Origin of the sequence: Polynucleobacter sp. MWH-UH35A, assembly GCF_018687075.1 — a bacterium.
Lineage (GTDB): Bacteria > Pseudomonadota > Gammaproteobacteria > Burkholderiales > Burkholderiaceae > Polynucleobacter.
This window is the reverse complement of sequence record NZ_CP061285.1, coordinates 277,955-291,241: the sequence shown is the minus strand read 5'-3', so window position 1 is coordinate 291,241 and position 13,287 is coordinate 277,955. Positions and strand designations below refer to the sequence as shown.

The window sequence follows — 13,287 nt, the reverse complement described above, 5'->3', positions numbered from 1 at the left end:
TTTCTGCCTGATATACAAAAAAACTACCTTAGATTCGTTTACGAATAAGATTGTGGCATGACTCGCGCCCCAAATGCGTCCACTCCCACCAAGTTAACCCCTAATTTAGGGCTTAAACATCGCAATACGTTTGGCTTTGATGCTGTGGCCGAATTCGCCTATGAAATTAACTCCCCCGAGCAAATTCCAGCGGTCATGTCCGAAATTACCTCCCATAAACAGAAGTGGAGAGTATTGGGTGGCGGCAGCAATGTGATCCTCCCCGCTAATCTGCCAGGAGTCACTCTGCTCATGAATATCATTGGGCAAGAAATTATCTCCAGTAATTCTAGCTCAACCCTTTTAGCAGTGGGTGGCGGTGTGAATTGGCATGAACTCGTTACCTGGACACTCGAAAATGATTTGCCCGGTTTAGAAAACTTAGCACTCATCCCTGGGACGGTTGGGGCAGCACCCATTCAAAACATCGGCGCCTATGGTGTAGAGGTTTCAGATTACATAGACAGCATCGAAGCATTTGATGCCAAAGAGCAAGCCTTTGTCACCCTCCAAAATGAGGCATGCCGCTTTGCTTATCGCGATAGCTACTTCAAACAAAATCCCCACCGCTTTATCGTGACAAAGGTCGTTTTTAAACTTCCCAAGACTTGGAAAGCGCGCATTCACTACGCTGATCTTGCAAAGCAATTTTCTGAGAACTCTAACCCGAGTCCAGAAGACATGTTTCTGGCGGTTTGTAAAATTCGTACCCAGAAACTTCCCGATCCAAAGGTTATTGGTAATGCTGGGAGCTTCTTTCAAAACCCAGTTGTTCCAAACGAACAATATAAGACTCTTATCAAAACTTACCCAGGCCTAGCCTCATATCCAGACTTACCTGGTAAACGTAAACTAGCGGCAGGCTGGCTGATAGATCAATGTGGCTTTAAAGGTCAACGCATGGGTTCAGTTGGTGTTTATGAAAATCAAGCCTTGGTACTAGTAAATCATGGCGGCGGCACAGCTCAAGATATTCTAGGCCTTGCAAAATGCATTCAAGATAAAGTGCATGACAAATTTGGTGTTAGTTTGCAGATAGAGCCCAATATTTTTTAAAGGCTCAATCGTAATGTGTCCACATTCTTAGAACTCGAACCGCCTTTTCTTTGCGAAAGATTTCATAAACCAATCGATGTTGAATGTTGATTCGTCGAGAATATGCGCCCTTAAGATCTCCTACCAGTTTTTCGTAAGGCGGTGGATTTTGTAGTGGATCTATTTCTAAAATTTCAAGTAAGGCCTGGGCTTTCTCTTTCAATCCAGCAGCTGATAATTTTTTTGCGTCTTTTATTGCATACTTGGAAAATACTAAATTCCAAGTCACCACTTTAGGGCTCTTTTGGTCTTTGCCAAAGGCTCTGCCATGGCGTCTTTAATAGACTCACGCATTCCAGGAATTGCCATCAGGTATAGCGTCTCCTGAATCGCACTCCAGTCCTCCTCAGAAATCAGCACGGCGTTGGCGCGCTTTCCAGAAATTGTCACTGGTTTATGAGACTCTGCCGCCTGATCAATCAAGCGATAAAGCCCAGCTCTAGCTTCACTTGCGGTGATAGTTGTCATATTGATCTCCAGCCATTATGGTACGTAAAAGCGTACGCTTTGTCAAGCCTGCTTTATGACTTATCCCCAATTACATCTGCAAAATGTACTTCTACTTGACCCTCAGCTAACCTAATCTGAAAACCTTGTTCCGTATTGAGCTCGACTGGATCACGTACCGCATGCAATTCTTCTTTGTTTTTACTCAGTATCACCGCATAACCACGCTCTAATGTTCTTTGCGGATTGAGCATCTCTAACTGAGACTGATAGTGCGCTTGATTACGCTTCCAGCCATCCACGCGAACTGACCACGCTTGATTTAATCGTTGCTGCCAACTTTGTATTTGTTCTCGCATGCGATCTGGGTTAGGCAAGGCGTGACTCAGTCGTAGCGCTAATTGATCCAAAGTTTGTGCTTCACGTTCAACCCTCTGATTGATGCGTTGAATCAGAGTCTGCATGATGGCGTCAAGCTCTTGCAACATTTGATCTCGGCGTGGTGCCGCTAGCTCTGCCGCACCCGTCGGAGTTGGTGCACGCAGATCAGCAACAAAGTCGGCGATTGTGAAATCCGTTTCATGACCAACACCACTCACTACGGGTATTGCAGAATCCGCAATGGCATAGGCAAGCCGTTCATCATTAAATGCCCACAGATCTTCAATGCTGCCGCCACCGCGTACTAGCAAGATGACATCTACTGCTTTTTCGGTATTGGCAGCTTTGAGTGCAGCAATAATTCCAGCTGGCGCATCTGGTCCTTGCACCAAGGTTGGATAAATCACAATCGGAATATGCGGCGCTCTTCTTGCCAGAGTACTTAATACATCTTTGAGTGCAGCAGCTTGTGGGGAAGTAATGATGCCAATCGATCGCGGGTGCGTTGGAATTTTTCGTTTACGCTCATCATCAAATAAACCCTCTTTGGCTAGCTTGGTTTTGAGCTTTAAGAAGGCTTCATAGAGACCGCCCATCCCAGCGCGACGCAAAGTCTGAATGGTGAGCTGAATATCTCCGCGGGGCACATACATGCCCAAACTGGCGCTAACCTCTACCAAATCCCCAGATTGCGGCATAAACCCAACCTGACCATTGCGGCCACGGAACATGACGCAGCGAATCTGACCCTCTTCGTCCTTTAATGAGAAATACCAATGCCCGCTGTCATAGGCCTTAAAGTTGGAAATCTCACCGCTGACCCAGACGGTATCAAAGCGGTCCTCCAAAGAAGCTGCAATAGCGCGGTTCAGATCGCCAACACTTAGAATTTCCCTTGACATTTCCGACATTTTTTCTCTTTAATCTCACAGCCATCTGGCTTTGGCGCCAATAAATATCCACAGCTACTGATTCGCCTTAGGTTCAATACACATAAGTAAGTAATTACTGACCCAAAACGTCTCATAAATCCAACATACTAATTATAAGTCATTGATTTATATAAAGATTAATCTAAGCAAGCGATCCAATTTAAATCAATATCAAATCTGATCAACCATCTATCAAGGACTTACAGAACAAATTCAAAAAAGTTTTGCACAGAGTTATCCACAGGATGGCTTTCTGAAACAGGCTTTTTAATTCAGCTAAAGTACTGAGCTTATGTACTCCATCTTACTATCCGCTGGCTGGCCCATTTGGCCCCTACTCATTATTTCTATTTTGGGCTTGGCGATTGCCCTCGAACGTACCTGGTATCTACGTCAAACGCATATTTTTCCCAAAAAATGCCTAGAAAACATCTTTTCTCTTGCAAATCAAATTGTTGCAAGCAAATCCACTGTTTCCGAACAACAGATTGCAGCTTTAGCCAGTCCTTCTCCAGCCAGTACTTTACTGGCATGCGCACTGAAGGAAAGGTTATCGGGCAGCAGTGCAGAGACAGCTTTAGAAGAATTACAAGCCACCGCACAAGCGACTTGGCAAAAATTAGATCGCTACCTCGGCGCACTCGCTACGATCGCCACTATCGCACCGCTATTAGGTTTATTTGGCACGGTAGTTGGCATGATTGAGATCTTTGGCAGCCAAGGCGCTATCAATGGTGCAGCAGGTAGCCCACAACAATTGGCGCACGGTATTTCTGTAGCCTTGTACAACACTGCCTTTGGCCTGCTGATTGCTATACCAGCGCTAGCTGCATGGAGAGGTCTGCGTGCAATGGCCAACCAACGCCAACGTGAATGCGAAGAATTTACGCGTCAACTCTTTAAGAAGCTCTATCCAAACGTATCAAACCAGACTGTTGATACTTCAAAATGAGTTGGTTAGAAACTCATCCACAAGCTAAGAAAAGATTTTCTTTAGGGGGAACACCTAGCGCTACGTCGTTGGAGCCGGAAATCAATCTCATTCCGTTTATTGATGTGCTCTTAGTAGTGCTGATCTTTTTGATGATCTCCACAACTTTCACACGCTATCAAGAATTAGCTATCACCTTACCTACTGCCAATGGCAGCGAAAGCCAAGCAGAGGTAAAACAAATACACATTGCAGTGAGTCGCGATGGCCGCTTTGCAATTAATGGAAAAGTCACAGACCGCTCACAACTTAGTGCTGTATTAACTCAGCTTAGTGGGAGCGGCAGCCAGAAAGAAGGCGTAAATACGCTCCAAGTCAATATAGATGCTGATGCTAAAGCACCACATCAGGCAGTAATGAGCGCTCTTGAAGCCGCGCGCGATGCCAATCTCTCTAATATTGTCTTTAGTAGCCAAGTTAATACTCAAACTAAGAAATAATTTCCAAATAAAGAAACTATTTTTCATGTCCTTTTCTTTTTTCCGTAAAGCACCCAAGTTTTGGGAAAGACGCGGTCCCACAAGCTTATTTCTGTGGCCACTATCTTGGCTGTATGGTTTGGTGATACGTGTACGTAAGTTAATTCAAGATACGGGCTTAGTAAAACAAAAGCCCGCTCCAGTGCCAGTGATTATTGTGGGTAATATTCGCGCAGGTGGGACAGGCAAGACACCTATTGTGATTGCTCTAGCTGAACGATTGCAGCAACTTGGATGGAGACCCGGCATTATCAGTAGGGGCTATGGTTCTTCTGCACAAATAGCCCCTTTGCAGGTCCGCAGCGACTCTGATCCATCTTTGGTGGGTGATGAACCTGTACTCATTGCAAAACGGACGCATGATCAATTTCCGATCTGGGTGTTTCCAAAGCGCCAGAAAAGTATCCGAGCGTTACTCAAGCACTCCTCAAATGTGAATGTCATTATTAGTGACGATGGACTCCAACACCATGGCTTAGCTCGCTGGCCCGCTCGCGAAGGTGGTCGTGATATTGAATTTGTTGTGCGAGATGGACGCGGTGAGGGTAACCGGTTTTTACTACCTGCTGGTCCGCTGCGCGAACCTGTCACACGCGAACGCGATGCAACACTTTTTACCGGCAAAGCCAAAGATAATGACTCCAAACTTGGTCCACAGGATGAATACTTTTTAGGGCGTCGTGCGTTCTCACTCATGAGCACTTTGGGCAACGCCTATCAATTGAATAATCCAACAAATACACAGTCACTCTCTCAAGTTGCCGATAGTTATTTACCCAATAAGATTACTGCTGTTGCTGGGTTAGGTAATCCACAGCGATTTTTTGATGATCTATTGAAACAGGGAATTGCTGGCAAAGCGATTCCTTTGCCTGATCACGCCGTATACACTGCCGAGTTCTTCGAGAGACTCAATGCGCAATGCATTTTGATTACGGAAAAAGATGCGGTGAAGTGCGCAAACATTAGCGATGAGCGTATTTGGGTCGTTCCAATGACTCTCGCCCTCCCAGATAGCTTGGCTGAATGGCTGCAATCCATACTTCAACGACCAGATCCCTATCGCTATACCTTGTAGCGCTTGTGATTTTGGCTCACAAAGCACTACACTGTCTCATCACTTATTTAAAAACATCATTTAAGAAATCATGGATAAACGACTACTCGATATTTTGGTTTGCCCTTTGTGCAAAAGCCAATTGCATTTAGATGCCGAAAAACATGAACTTATTTGTAAAGCAGATCGCCTGGCTTACCCAATCCGCGATGATGTGCCAGTCATGCTGGTGGATGAGGCGCGCACGCTCAGCGCCGATGAAATTGCTTAAATATTTACATCCTCAATATCACCGCACAGTAAGTCATAGCAATGCACGCTGACTCTAAGGCTCCTGATTTTTTAGTCGTTATTCCAGCCAGACTGGGATCCACTCGCTTGCCACGTAAACCTTTGGCGGACATTGGTGGTAAACCCATGGTAATTCGTGTTGCAGAACGTGCTAAGCAATCACTTGCGCAAAGCGTTGTGGTTGCAACGGATTCACCAGAAATACAAGCCGCTTGTGATGAACACCGCATTGAGTGTTTACTTACTAGAGCAGATCATCCTACCGGCACTGACCGCATTGCAGAAGTTGCTCAACTTCTCAAGCTACCAAGCAATGCTTTGATTGTGAATGTGCAAGGTGATGAACCACTCATTCCACCAGAATTAATCAATCAGGTAGCGCACACTTTAGCGAATCACGACCAATGTGCCATCTCTACCGTTGCCGTACCCATTACCGATGGCGCTGAGATCAACAATCCCAATGTGGTGAAAGTCGTTCTGAATCGCTCAGGCGAGGCATTGTATTTTTCAAGAGCGCCGATACCCTTTGTAAGAGATTCGGAGGTAAACCATAAAACTGAGCATTTACGTCACCTAGGCATCTACGCCTACCGAGCCGACTTTCTGCAGGCCTACACCCGTCTAGAGTCGGCACCCCCAGAGCAGGCTGAAGCCCTAGAACAACTCCGCGCCCTCTGGAACGGTTACCGCATAGCGGTTCATACGGCCCCTGAGGCTCCTCCAGCTGGGGTCGATACCCCAGAAGACCTGAAAAGAGTGCGCCAGCTACTGGCTAGCTCCTAAGCCAACACACCACCAACCTGGCAGCTTTAATCTTCTCGGGGATAATCCTAGGCAATAGGTTTCTAAGATCCCAACAAAATACGGGACAATGTCAGCTCTTCTAAGGGGAAAACAATGCGGTTGATTCTGCTCGGTGCACCAGGTGCTGGAAAAGGCACACAAGCTCAGTTTATTTGCGAAAAATTCGCTATTCCACAAATTTCCACAGGCGATATGTTGCGCGCTGCTGTGAAAGCGGGAACTGAACTTGGTATTGCCGCTAAAAAAATTATGGATGCCGGCGGCCTTGTTTCCGACGACATCATTATCGGCCTTGTAAAAGATCGCCTGACTCAGCCAGATTGCAGCAAAGGTTATTTGTTTGACGGTTTTCCAAGAACGATTCCCCAAGCACAGGCAATGAAAGATGCTGGTGTGCCTATTGATTACGTTTTAGAAATTGATGTGCCGTTTGATGCCATCATTGATCGCATGGGCGGACGTCGTGTTCATCCTGCTTCTGGCCGCACTTATCACATCAAGTACAACCCACCAAAGGTTGAAGGCAAAGATGATGTTACTGGCGATCCATTGATCCAACGTGACGATGACAAAGAAGAAACTGTTCGCAAGCGCTTACAGGTTTATGACGATCAAACTCGCCCACTAGTGGAGTACTACTCATCATGGGCTGCTCAAGCCAGTCCTGCAGACAAAGTGAAGGCGCCCGCCTATCGCAAGGTGAGCGGCACGGGTAGTGTTGAAGATATTACTGCTTCGATTTTTGCTGAATTGAAATAATAAGTTTGCGCCTTCCTTAAAGGGGTTGCCATGGCAACCCCTTTTTCATTATCAAGATATAGGTTATTATCTCTATACCACTAAGTGATATAGTTTTGGATGACTAAAAAACGCATCTTTGTAACTAAACCATTTGCAAGATGGTTAAGCAAAAATACTTTAAATGACCGTAGCTTATTGAGCGCAGTTGAGGAAATGGAAAAAGGTCTCATCGACGCAGACTTGGGTTGCAATGTTTACAAAAAGCGAGTGAAACTCCAGGGCATAGGTAAAAGAGGAGGTGCCAGAGTGGTCGTGGCAACCAAACTTTTGAGATGTTGGTACTTTATGTATGGTTTTGCAAAGAATGAAAAATCCAACATAAGCAATGAAGAATTAATCTATTTCCAAGAAACGGCAAAAAGACTGTTAAGTTTGGTAGATCGAGAAATAGATATCGCTATTGACGAAGGTAAATTAGAGGAAATAAAGATCGATGAAAAATAATAAGAAAAGTCGAATTATTCAAGAGATGCAAGAGACGGTATTGGGCTTGCATGCAGCAGGAGTGATCACAAAGAAAAGCATGGATGAGTTTGAGGCCTTAAAAAATCTTGATGTAAAGCCAATGACTCCTACCAGGATAAAACGCTTAAGGGCTAAAACTCACTTAAGCCAAGCAGTGTTTGCGGTCGCTATTAATGCCAGTCTATCAACCATTCAAAAATGGGAGGCGGGCGATAAAAGCCCGAGTGGACCATCTTTAAAACTTTTGTCGCTTATTGAAAGAAAGGGTTTAGACGTAGTCCTCTAACCCATTGATTTATTTCAACTCTTTTAAGGCGCTCTCAAAAGATTCAATATCTGCAAAGCTTCTGTAAACCGAAGCAAAACGAATATAAGCCACTTTATCGAGACGCTTGAGCTCGCGCATCACCAATTCACCTACACGTTCGCTTGGGATCTCTTTTTCACCAAGGCTAAGAAGTTTTTCCTCGATACGAGCTATGGATTCATCAACGGAGTCTGAAGAAACTGGGCGCTTACGAAGTGCTAGTTTGATTGAGCTAGCCAACTTGTCGTGGCTGTACTCAACCCGGCTACCGTTTTTCTTCACGATTGCCGGAAGCACTAACTCAACACGCTCATAAGTTGTAAAGCGCTTGTCGCATTTGGCGCAACGGCGACGACGGCGAATAGTATCGCCCTCGTCAGATACCCGGGTATCTAGAACCTGGGTATCTTCGTTATGGCAAAAAGGGCAGCGCAATGAACTCTTCTTTTCTTGATTGGGTTACTAATTGCTTAATTAGTACTTAACCGTAAACCGGGAAACGCTCAGTCAACTCAGCAACTTGCGCACGCACCTTAGCGATATTCTCTGGATCATTTGGGTTATCCAAAACATCGGCAATAAAGTTACCTACTTGTCTTGCTTCAGCTTCTTTAAATCCACGAGTAGTCATCGCAGGTGTACCCAAACGAATACCACTAGTAACCATTGGTTTTTCAGGATCGTTCGGGATGCCATTCTTATTGCAAGTAATGTGCGCTTCGCCCAACACACGCTCCGCTTCTTTGCCCGTCATTTTCTTGGCACGCAAATCAACCAACATCACATGAGAATCTGTTCCACCAGAAACAATACGTAGGCCACGAGCAATCAATGTTTCTGCAAGTGCCTTTGCATTAGCTACCACCTGCTTTTGATAATCTTTGAAGCTTGGCTCCGCTGCTTCTTTGAACGCCACTGCTTTACCAGCAATCACATGCATCAAAGGACCGCCCTGCAAGCCCGGGAACACAGCAGAATTAATCGCCTTCTCATGCTCAGCCTTCATCAAAATGATGCCGCCACGTGGTCCACGCAAGCTCTTGTGGGTGGTTGATGTCACGATGTCTGCATGTGGCACAGGATTTGGATACACACCTGCAGCAACCAAACCAGCATAGTGAGCCATGTCGACCATAAAAATTGCGCCTACTTCTTTTGCCAATTTACCGATGCGCTCAAAATCAATCTTTAAGGAATATGCAGATGCGCCAGCAATAATTAATTTAGGTTTGTGCTCGCGAGCCAGGCGCTCCATTTGCTCGTAATCAATCTCTTCATTTTTATCGAGACCATAGGCAATGGGGTTAAACCACTTACCGCTCATGTTCAAAGCCATACCGTGAGTCAAGTGACCGCCTTCGGCAAGACTCATGCCCATAAAGGTATCGCCTGGCTTTAAAAATGCCAAAAAGACCGCTTGGTTAGCAGAAGCACCACAATGCGGTTGCACGTTTGCCGCTTCAGCACCAAACAAAGCTTTGACACGATCGATTGCCAATTGCTCAGCCACGTCCACGAATTCACAGCCACCGTAATAACGCTTACCTGGATATCCTTCTGCGTACTTATTGGTCAACTGAGAGCCTTGCGCTGCCATCACTGCTGGAGAGGTGTAGTTCTCAGAAGCAATCAGCTCAATATGGTCTTCCTGACGCTTATTTTCGTTTTGGATGGCTTCCCACAACTGGGGGTCGGTTTTGGCTAAAGTGTTCTGACGGTCAAACATGGCAATAATCCTAAAAAGTTGGATTACTAAGTTCATTAACTTAGTAAAATCAACCTACATCATACAAAATCCACCATGACCTCTACACAAGACCTCTCATTCCTCTCCCTAGTCCTGAATGCCAGCCTATTAGTACAGTTGGTAATGTTGTTATTACTCAGCATGTCGATAGCCTCTTGGACCATTATTTTCAAGAAAACAGCTGTTTTACGTGGGGTCCGCCAGGATACCGAGCGCTTTGAGCGTGACTTTTGGGCCGGCGGAGACCTCAACACCCTCCTGGAGGCTGCCCAGCGCAATACCCGCAGCGATGCCGTCCTAGAGCACATCTTTGAAGCCGGAATGCAGGAGTTCACCAAAGGTCGTGAGATTGACGCCGCCCGCCGCGCCATGAAAGCCACTTACCAACGTGAAATGGACCTCTTAGAAGCAAATCTACCTTTCTTGGCATCCGTGGGCTCAGTCTCCCCCTATATCGGGCTCTTTGGCACTGTTTGGGGCATCATGCACTCCTTCCGCGGTTTAGCGAACGTGCAAAATGCCACTCTCTCTGCAGTTGCCCCTGGCATTGCAGAGGCACTGATCGCTACAGCCATTGGTTTGTTTGCGGCAATTCCGGCAGTGGTTGCTTACAACCGTGCAGCCACAGATGTGGATCGCCTCTCTATTCGCTTCGAAACTTTTATTGAAGAGTTCACCAACATCTTGCAGCGTCAAACTGCTGGACGCTAATTGAATTACTTAGCGAATCGATAAGCGAAAAAATTATGGCTGGCTCTTCATTACGTAAAAGCAAACGTCGGGCAATGTCTGACATCAATGTTGTTCCTTACATCGATGTCATGTTGGTGTTGTTGGTGATCTTTATGGTTACTGCGCCCATGGTCAATCCAGGTGTTGTCAATTTGCCAACCGTGGGTGGTGCCAAGGTGCAATCATTACCACCCGTCTTTTTAACCATTGATGCCAACGAAAATGTCATTGTGCGCAAAGATGGTGATCCCACACAAACGCTAAATAAATTTGAGCTTGGCGCTTTTGCAAGATCACAAGCAGAAAAATCTGCAGACCAGCCAATTGTGATTGCCGCAGATAAATCCATCAAATATGAAACCGTGATGGAAGTGATGTCCAAACTCAAAGAGAATGGCGTCAAGCGGGTTGGCCTTGCAGTCAAGACCCAGTAAGGCTAGGCTTCATTTAGCTGCCCATGAATAGCGCACCTACTTTCCAGTCATCCATCTCGCCATTTAAGCGAGGTCGTTTCACAAAAGAAGAAAGTACCAAACGCGCTTTTACTTTTTCATTAATTGCGCATTTAGGTTTGCTCGCTTTTTTAATGATTGGTATTAGTTGGAATAACAGCACCTCTTCGGGAGTTGAAGTGGAGCTCTGGGATTCTGCTCCACAGGTAGAGTCGCCGCCAGAGCCCGAACTCAAAACCGAAGTCAAAGAGGAAGCTGCAGATATCGCCATCAAGAAAAAGAAGGTTGATAAAGAGCCGCCCAAAAAAGAAGTTGTAAAAGAAAAACCGAAAACAGTGAAACCCCCTCCACCTAAGGAGAAGGAAAAACCGAAGAAGGAAGAGCCAAAGAAAGCTGAAGCCCCTAAAGCACAATCTCCCGCAGAAACCAAAGCCAATGCTGCGGCTGAAAAAGCACGCGCAGATCAATTGGCGCGCTTACGTGCGGCAGCTGGCGCTGAAGGTGGTAGCGGTGGCACAGTAGGTAGTGGCGTAGGCGGTGGCGGCAACGCCCCTCCAGGCTGGACCGATAAAGTAATTAAAAAGGTTAAACCGCTGATTGTCTTTAACCCAGAATCTGTGAGCGGCAACCCTGCAGCAGTCATCCTGGTAAACCTTGCACCAGATGGGGCGATTTTAAGTACCAGCATTCAGACTTCTAGTGGTAATGCTGGTTGGGATCGCGCTGTTCTGCTGGCACTTTCTCGGGCAGAGAGTCTGCCAAAAGACGACAATGGCAAAATTCCTCAACGAGAAGTAAAACTGACCTTTAAACCCAAGGATTAATTCATGCTGCAAATAGCAAAAAGACAGATTCAAAAGCTGGCATCGCCACTGCACTCTTTTAGCTTAGTCCTATTTGTTTTATTCACAAGCATGACAATTTCTGCGCCCGCACATGCGCAGATGAATATTGAAATCACTGGCGTTGGTCAATCGCTCTACCCAATCGCAGTCATGCGATTCAAAGATGAAAATAAATTACCTACCAGCGTTACAGAAATCATTCGTCAAGATTTAGCCCGCAGCGGTTACTTTAAAAATACCGAGAACGGCAATGCCGTTGAGAGCGATGAAGGTACGCCCAATTACAAATCCTGGACAGCACGTGGCACCGATGCACTTGTCGTTGGCTCGGTAGTTCAAACTGGTAACAATCAATTTGATATTCACTACAAGTTATTTGATGTTCGTAAATCACAAAGTCTGGGTGGCTTGAACCTCAATTCCAGTGCTGATAATTTACGTGCAGCTGCTCATAAGATTGCCGATGACATCATCTACAAGTTGCTGGGTGAGCGTGGTGTGTTCTCTACCCGCCTGTCTTATGTCATTAAGGATGGCAAGCGCTATCGCCTAGTGATATCGGATGCCGACGGTCAGAATATTCGTAACGCTATGAATAGTGGTGAGCCCATCATCTCTCCTTCCTGGTCACCGGATGGTAAAAAAGTGGCGTACGTTTCTTTTGAAGATCGTAAGCCTGTAATTTATGTTCATGAGCTTGCTACTGGTCGTCGTATTTCTCTTTCAAATCAAAAGGGAAATAACAGTGCTCCCGCATGGTCACCAGACGGCAAGAAACTGGCTATCTCACTCTCTAAAGATGGCAATACACAAATCTACGGTATCAATGCTGATGGCACTGGCCTGCATCGCTTAACTCGCGGCAACACCATTGATACTGAGCCGCAGTACTCTGCTGATGGTCGTTATATTTATTTCACGAGCGATCGCGGCGGTAATCCTCAAATCTATCGCATGAATGCTGATGGTGAACAAGCTGAGGGCGTGAAGCGTATAACCTTTAAACAAGGTTTTGTAACATCTCCTCGCATCTCACCAGATGGAAAATATTTAGCTTATATCGCTAACGTTGGTGGCGCATACCGTCTCTATATTCTGAATCTAGCAACAGGTGATTCTCAAGCTCTCACCGATGGCACTAGTGATGAGTCCCCTTCTTTTGCTGCTAATGGTCGCTACGTTCTCTATTCCACAAAGGTGGGAGGCAAGCGCGTTCTTGCAGCCGTTTCTGTGGACGGCAACTCTAAGCAGGTGCTCAGCATTCCAGGATCTGATGTTCGTCAGCCATCCTGGGGTCCATTCATGGACTAATTCTAAGTAGCCTAGATCCTCCAAACCCCTTTTTAGGGGTTGAAATAGTCACTTTAGATGCTCTTAGGGGCATAATATTGTCTATTGATTCATTTATAGATTCAGTCT

At 45.9% G+C, this 13,287-nt stretch carries 18 protein-coding genes; 13 read left to right on the top strand and 5 right to left on the bottom strand.

What is annotated here, in order from left to right; translation table 11 throughout:
• The first annotated feature begins 57 nt into the window (after positions 1-57).
• Positions 58-1,095: a UDP-N-acetylmuramate dehydrogenase gene (murB, locus tag ICV36_RS01585; RefSeq protein ID WP_215400807.1), complete on the top strand. Its 1,038-nt coding sequence runs from the start codon at positions 58-60 to the stop codon at positions 1,093-1,095.
• 4 nt (positions 1,096-1,099) lie between these two features.
• Here the strand turns inward: murB and ICV36_RS01580 are convergent, their stop codons facing one another.
• The 3 genes from ICV36_RS01580 to xseA are packed head-to-tail and all read right to left on the bottom strand — an operon-like array spanning position 1,100 to position 2,873.
• Positions 1,100-1,363, bottom strand: a complete 264-nt coding sequence (locus ICV36_RS01580) for a Txe/YoeB family addiction module toxin (RefSeq protein ID WP_215400806.1) — start codon at positions 1,361-1,363, stop codon at positions 1,100-1,102.
• Positions 1,360-1,602: a type II toxin-antitoxin system Phd/YefM family antitoxin gene (locus ICV36_RS01575; protein ID WP_215400805.1), complete on the bottom strand. Its 243-nt coding sequence runs from the start codon at positions 1,600-1,602 to the stop codon at positions 1,360-1,362. The genes ICV36_RS01580 and ICV36_RS01575 overlap by 4 nt, the downstream gene beginning before the upstream one ends.
• A 53-nt stretch (positions 1,603-1,655) precedes the next feature.
• Positions 1,656-2,873, bottom strand: a complete 1,218-nt coding sequence (xseA, locus tag ICV36_RS01570; protein WP_215400804.1) for an exodeoxyribonuclease VII large subunit — start codon at positions 2,871-2,873, stop codon at positions 1,656-1,658.
• A gap of 313 nt (positions 2,874-3,186) precedes the next feature.
• On the opposite strand from xseA, the gene ICV36_RS01565 reads away from it, so the two are divergent.
• The 8 genes from ICV36_RS01565 to ICV36_RS01530 all read left to right on the top strand — a co-directional run bounded on the left by ICV36_RS01565 (position 3,187) and on the right by ICV36_RS01530 (position 8,071).
• Positions 3,187-3,846, top strand: a complete 660-nt coding sequence (locus tag ICV36_RS01565) for a MotA/TolQ/ExbB proton channel family protein (protein WP_215400803.1) — start codon at positions 3,187-3,189, stop codon at positions 3,844-3,846.
• Positions 3,843-4,325, top strand: a complete 483-nt coding sequence (locus ICV36_RS01560) for a biopolymer transporter ExbD (protein WP_215400802.1) — start codon at positions 3,843-3,845, stop codon at positions 4,323-4,325. The genes ICV36_RS01565 and ICV36_RS01560 overlap by 4 nt, the downstream gene beginning before the upstream one ends.
• Positions 4,326-4,350: 25 nt before the next feature.
• A complete protein-coding gene (gene lpxK, locus ICV36_RS01555; protein ID WP_215400801.1) occupies positions 4,351-5,442 on the top strand; it encodes a tetraacyldisaccharide 4'-kinase in 1,092 nt (363 codons plus the stop codon).
• 70 nt (positions 5,443-5,512) lie between these two features.
• A complete protein-coding gene (locus ICV36_RS01550; protein ID WP_215400800.1) occupies positions 5,513-5,692 on the top strand; it encodes a Trm112 family protein in 180 nt (59 codons plus the stop codon).
• 41 nt (positions 5,693-5,733) lie between these two features.
• Positions 5,734-6,498, top strand: coding sequence for a 3-deoxy-manno-octulosonate cytidylyltransferase (gene kdsB / locus ICV36_RS01545; protein WP_215400799.1), 765 nt, complete (start codon positions 5,734-5,736; stop codon positions 6,496-6,498).
• A gap of 114 nt (positions 6,499-6,612) precedes the next feature.
• Positions 6,613-7,278 (top strand): adenylate kinase, encoded by a 666-nt coding sequence (gene adk, locus ICV36_RS01540; RefSeq protein ID WP_215400798.1) that lies wholly within the window; start codon positions 6,613-6,615, stop codon positions 7,276-7,278.
• A gap of 99 nt (positions 7,279-7,377) precedes the next feature.
• The gene (locus ICV36_RS01535; RefSeq protein ID WP_215400797.1) at positions 7,378-7,764 is read left to right on the top strand and encodes a type II toxin-antitoxin system RelE/ParE family toxin; all 387 of its coding nucleotides are present in this window, start codon (positions 7,378-7,380) and stop codon (positions 7,762-7,764) included.
• Positions 7,754-8,071 carry a DNA-binding transcriptional regulator gene (locus ICV36_RS01530; RefSeq protein WP_215400796.1) on the top strand — a complete coding sequence of 106 codons (318 nt, stop codon included), beginning with the start codon at positions 7,754-7,756 and terminating at the stop codon, positions 8,069-8,071. The genes ICV36_RS01535 and ICV36_RS01530 overlap by 11 nt, the downstream gene beginning before the upstream one ends.
• 9 nt (positions 8,072-8,080) lie before the next feature.
• Here the strand turns inward: ICV36_RS01530 and nrdR are convergent, their stop codons facing one another.
• Both nrdR and glyA read right to left on the bottom strand, forming a co-directional pair.
• A complete protein-coding gene (gene nrdR, locus ICV36_RS01525) occupies positions 8,081-8,527 on the bottom strand; it encodes a transcriptional regulator NrdR (protein ID WP_215321463.1) in 447 nt (148 codons plus the stop codon).
• A 46-nt stretch (positions 8,528-8,573) separates the two neighbouring features.
• Positions 8,574-9,818, bottom strand: a complete 1,245-nt coding sequence (gene glyA, locus ICV36_RS01520; protein WP_215401519.1) for a serine hydroxymethyltransferase — start codon at positions 9,816-9,818, stop codon at positions 8,574-8,576.
• 75 nt (positions 9,819-9,893) lie between these two features.
• Here glyA and tolQ point away from each other — a divergent pair, with 75 nt between their 5' ends.
• The 4 genes from tolQ (at position 9,894) to tolB (ending at position 13,179) form a co-directional block, all read left to right on the top strand.
• On the top strand, positions 9,894-10,550 hold the full coding sequence (gene tolQ, locus ICV36_RS01515) for a protein TolQ (protein WP_215400795.1): 657 nt from the start codon (positions 9,894-9,896) through the stop codon (positions 10,548-10,550).
• 35 nt (positions 10,551-10,585) lie between these two features.
• Positions 10,586-11,005, top strand: coding sequence for a protein TolR (gene tolR, locus ICV36_RS01510; RefSeq protein WP_215400794.1), 420 nt, complete (start codon positions 10,586-10,588; stop codon positions 11,003-11,005).
• Between the two features lie 23 nt (positions 11,006-11,028).
• On the top strand, positions 11,029-11,847 hold the full coding sequence (gene tolA / locus ICV36_RS01505; RefSeq protein ID WP_215400793.1) for a cell envelope integrity protein TolA: 819 nt from the start codon (positions 11,029-11,031) through the stop codon (positions 11,845-11,847).
• Between the two features lie 90 nt (positions 11,848-11,937).
• Positions 11,938-13,179 carry a Tol-Pal system beta propeller repeat protein TolB gene (tolB, locus tag ICV36_RS01500; protein ID WP_251375114.1) on the top strand — a complete coding sequence of 414 codons (1,242 nt, stop codon included), beginning with the start codon at positions 11,938-11,940 and terminating at the stop codon, positions 13,177-13,179.
• The last annotated feature ends 108 nt before the right edge of the window (positions 13,180-13,287 follow it).

Excerpts from the sequence above, each read along its gene's own strand:
- glyA (WP_215401519.1), bottom strand. The coding sequence starts at position 9,818 with ATGTTTGACCGTCAGAACACTTTAGCCAAAACCGACCCCCAGTTGTGG.
- kdsB (WP_215400799.1), top strand. The coding sequence starts at position 5,734 with ATGCACGCTGACTCTAAGGCTCCTGATTTTTTAGTCGTTATTCCAGCC.
- xseA (WP_215400804.1), bottom strand. The coding sequence starts at position 2,873 with ATGTCGGAAATGTCAAGGGAAATTCTAAGTGTTGGCGATCTGAACCGC.
- ICV36_RS01575 (WP_215400805.1), bottom strand. The coding sequence starts at position 1,602 with ATGACAACTATCACCGCAAGTGAAGCTAGAGCTGGGCTTTATCGCTTG.
- lpxK (WP_215400801.1), top strand. The coding sequence starts at position 4,351 with ATGTCCTTTTCTTTTTTCCGTAAAGCACCCAAGTTTTGGGAAAGACGC.
- ICV36_RS01565 (WP_215400803.1), top strand. The coding sequence starts at position 3,187 with ATGTACTCCATCTTACTATCCGCTGGCTGGCCCATTTGGCCCCTACTC.
- tolB (WP_251375114.1), top strand. The coding sequence starts at position 11,938 with ATGACAATTTCTGCGCCCGCACATGCGCAGATGAATATTGAAATCACT.
- adk (WP_215400798.1), top strand. The coding sequence starts at position 6,613 with ATGCGGTTGATTCTGCTCGGTGCACCAGGTGCTGGAAAAGGCACACAA.
- ICV36_RS01530 (WP_215400796.1), top strand. The coding sequence starts at position 7,754 with ATGAAAAATAATAAGAAAAGTCGAATTATTCAAGAGATGCAAGAGACG.
- ICV36_RS01550 (WP_215400800.1), top strand. The coding sequence starts at position 5,513 with ATGGATAAACGACTACTCGATATTTTGGTTTGCCCTTTGTGCAAAAGC.
- ICV36_RS01535 (WP_215400797.1), top strand. The coding sequence starts at position 7,378 with ATGACTAAAAAACGCATCTTTGTAACTAAACCATTTGCAAGATGGTTA.
- tolR (WP_215400794.1), top strand. The coding sequence starts at position 10,586 with ATGGCTGGCTCTTCATTACGTAAAAGCAAACGTCGGGCAATGTCTGAC.
- tolQ (WP_215400795.1), top strand. The coding sequence starts at position 9,894 with ATGACCTCTACACAAGACCTCTCATTCCTCTCCCTAGTCCTGAATGCC.
- tolA (WP_215400793.1), top strand. The coding sequence starts at position 11,029 with ATGAATAGCGCACCTACTTTCCAGTCATCCATCTCGCCATTTAAGCGA.
- murB (WP_215400807.1), top strand. The coding sequence starts at position 58 with ATGACTCGCGCCCCAAATGCGTCCACTCCCACCAAGTTAACCCCTAAT.
- ICV36_RS01560 (WP_215400802.1), top strand. The coding sequence starts at position 3,843 with ATGAGTTGGTTAGAAACTCATCCACAAGCTAAGAAAAGATTTTCTTTA.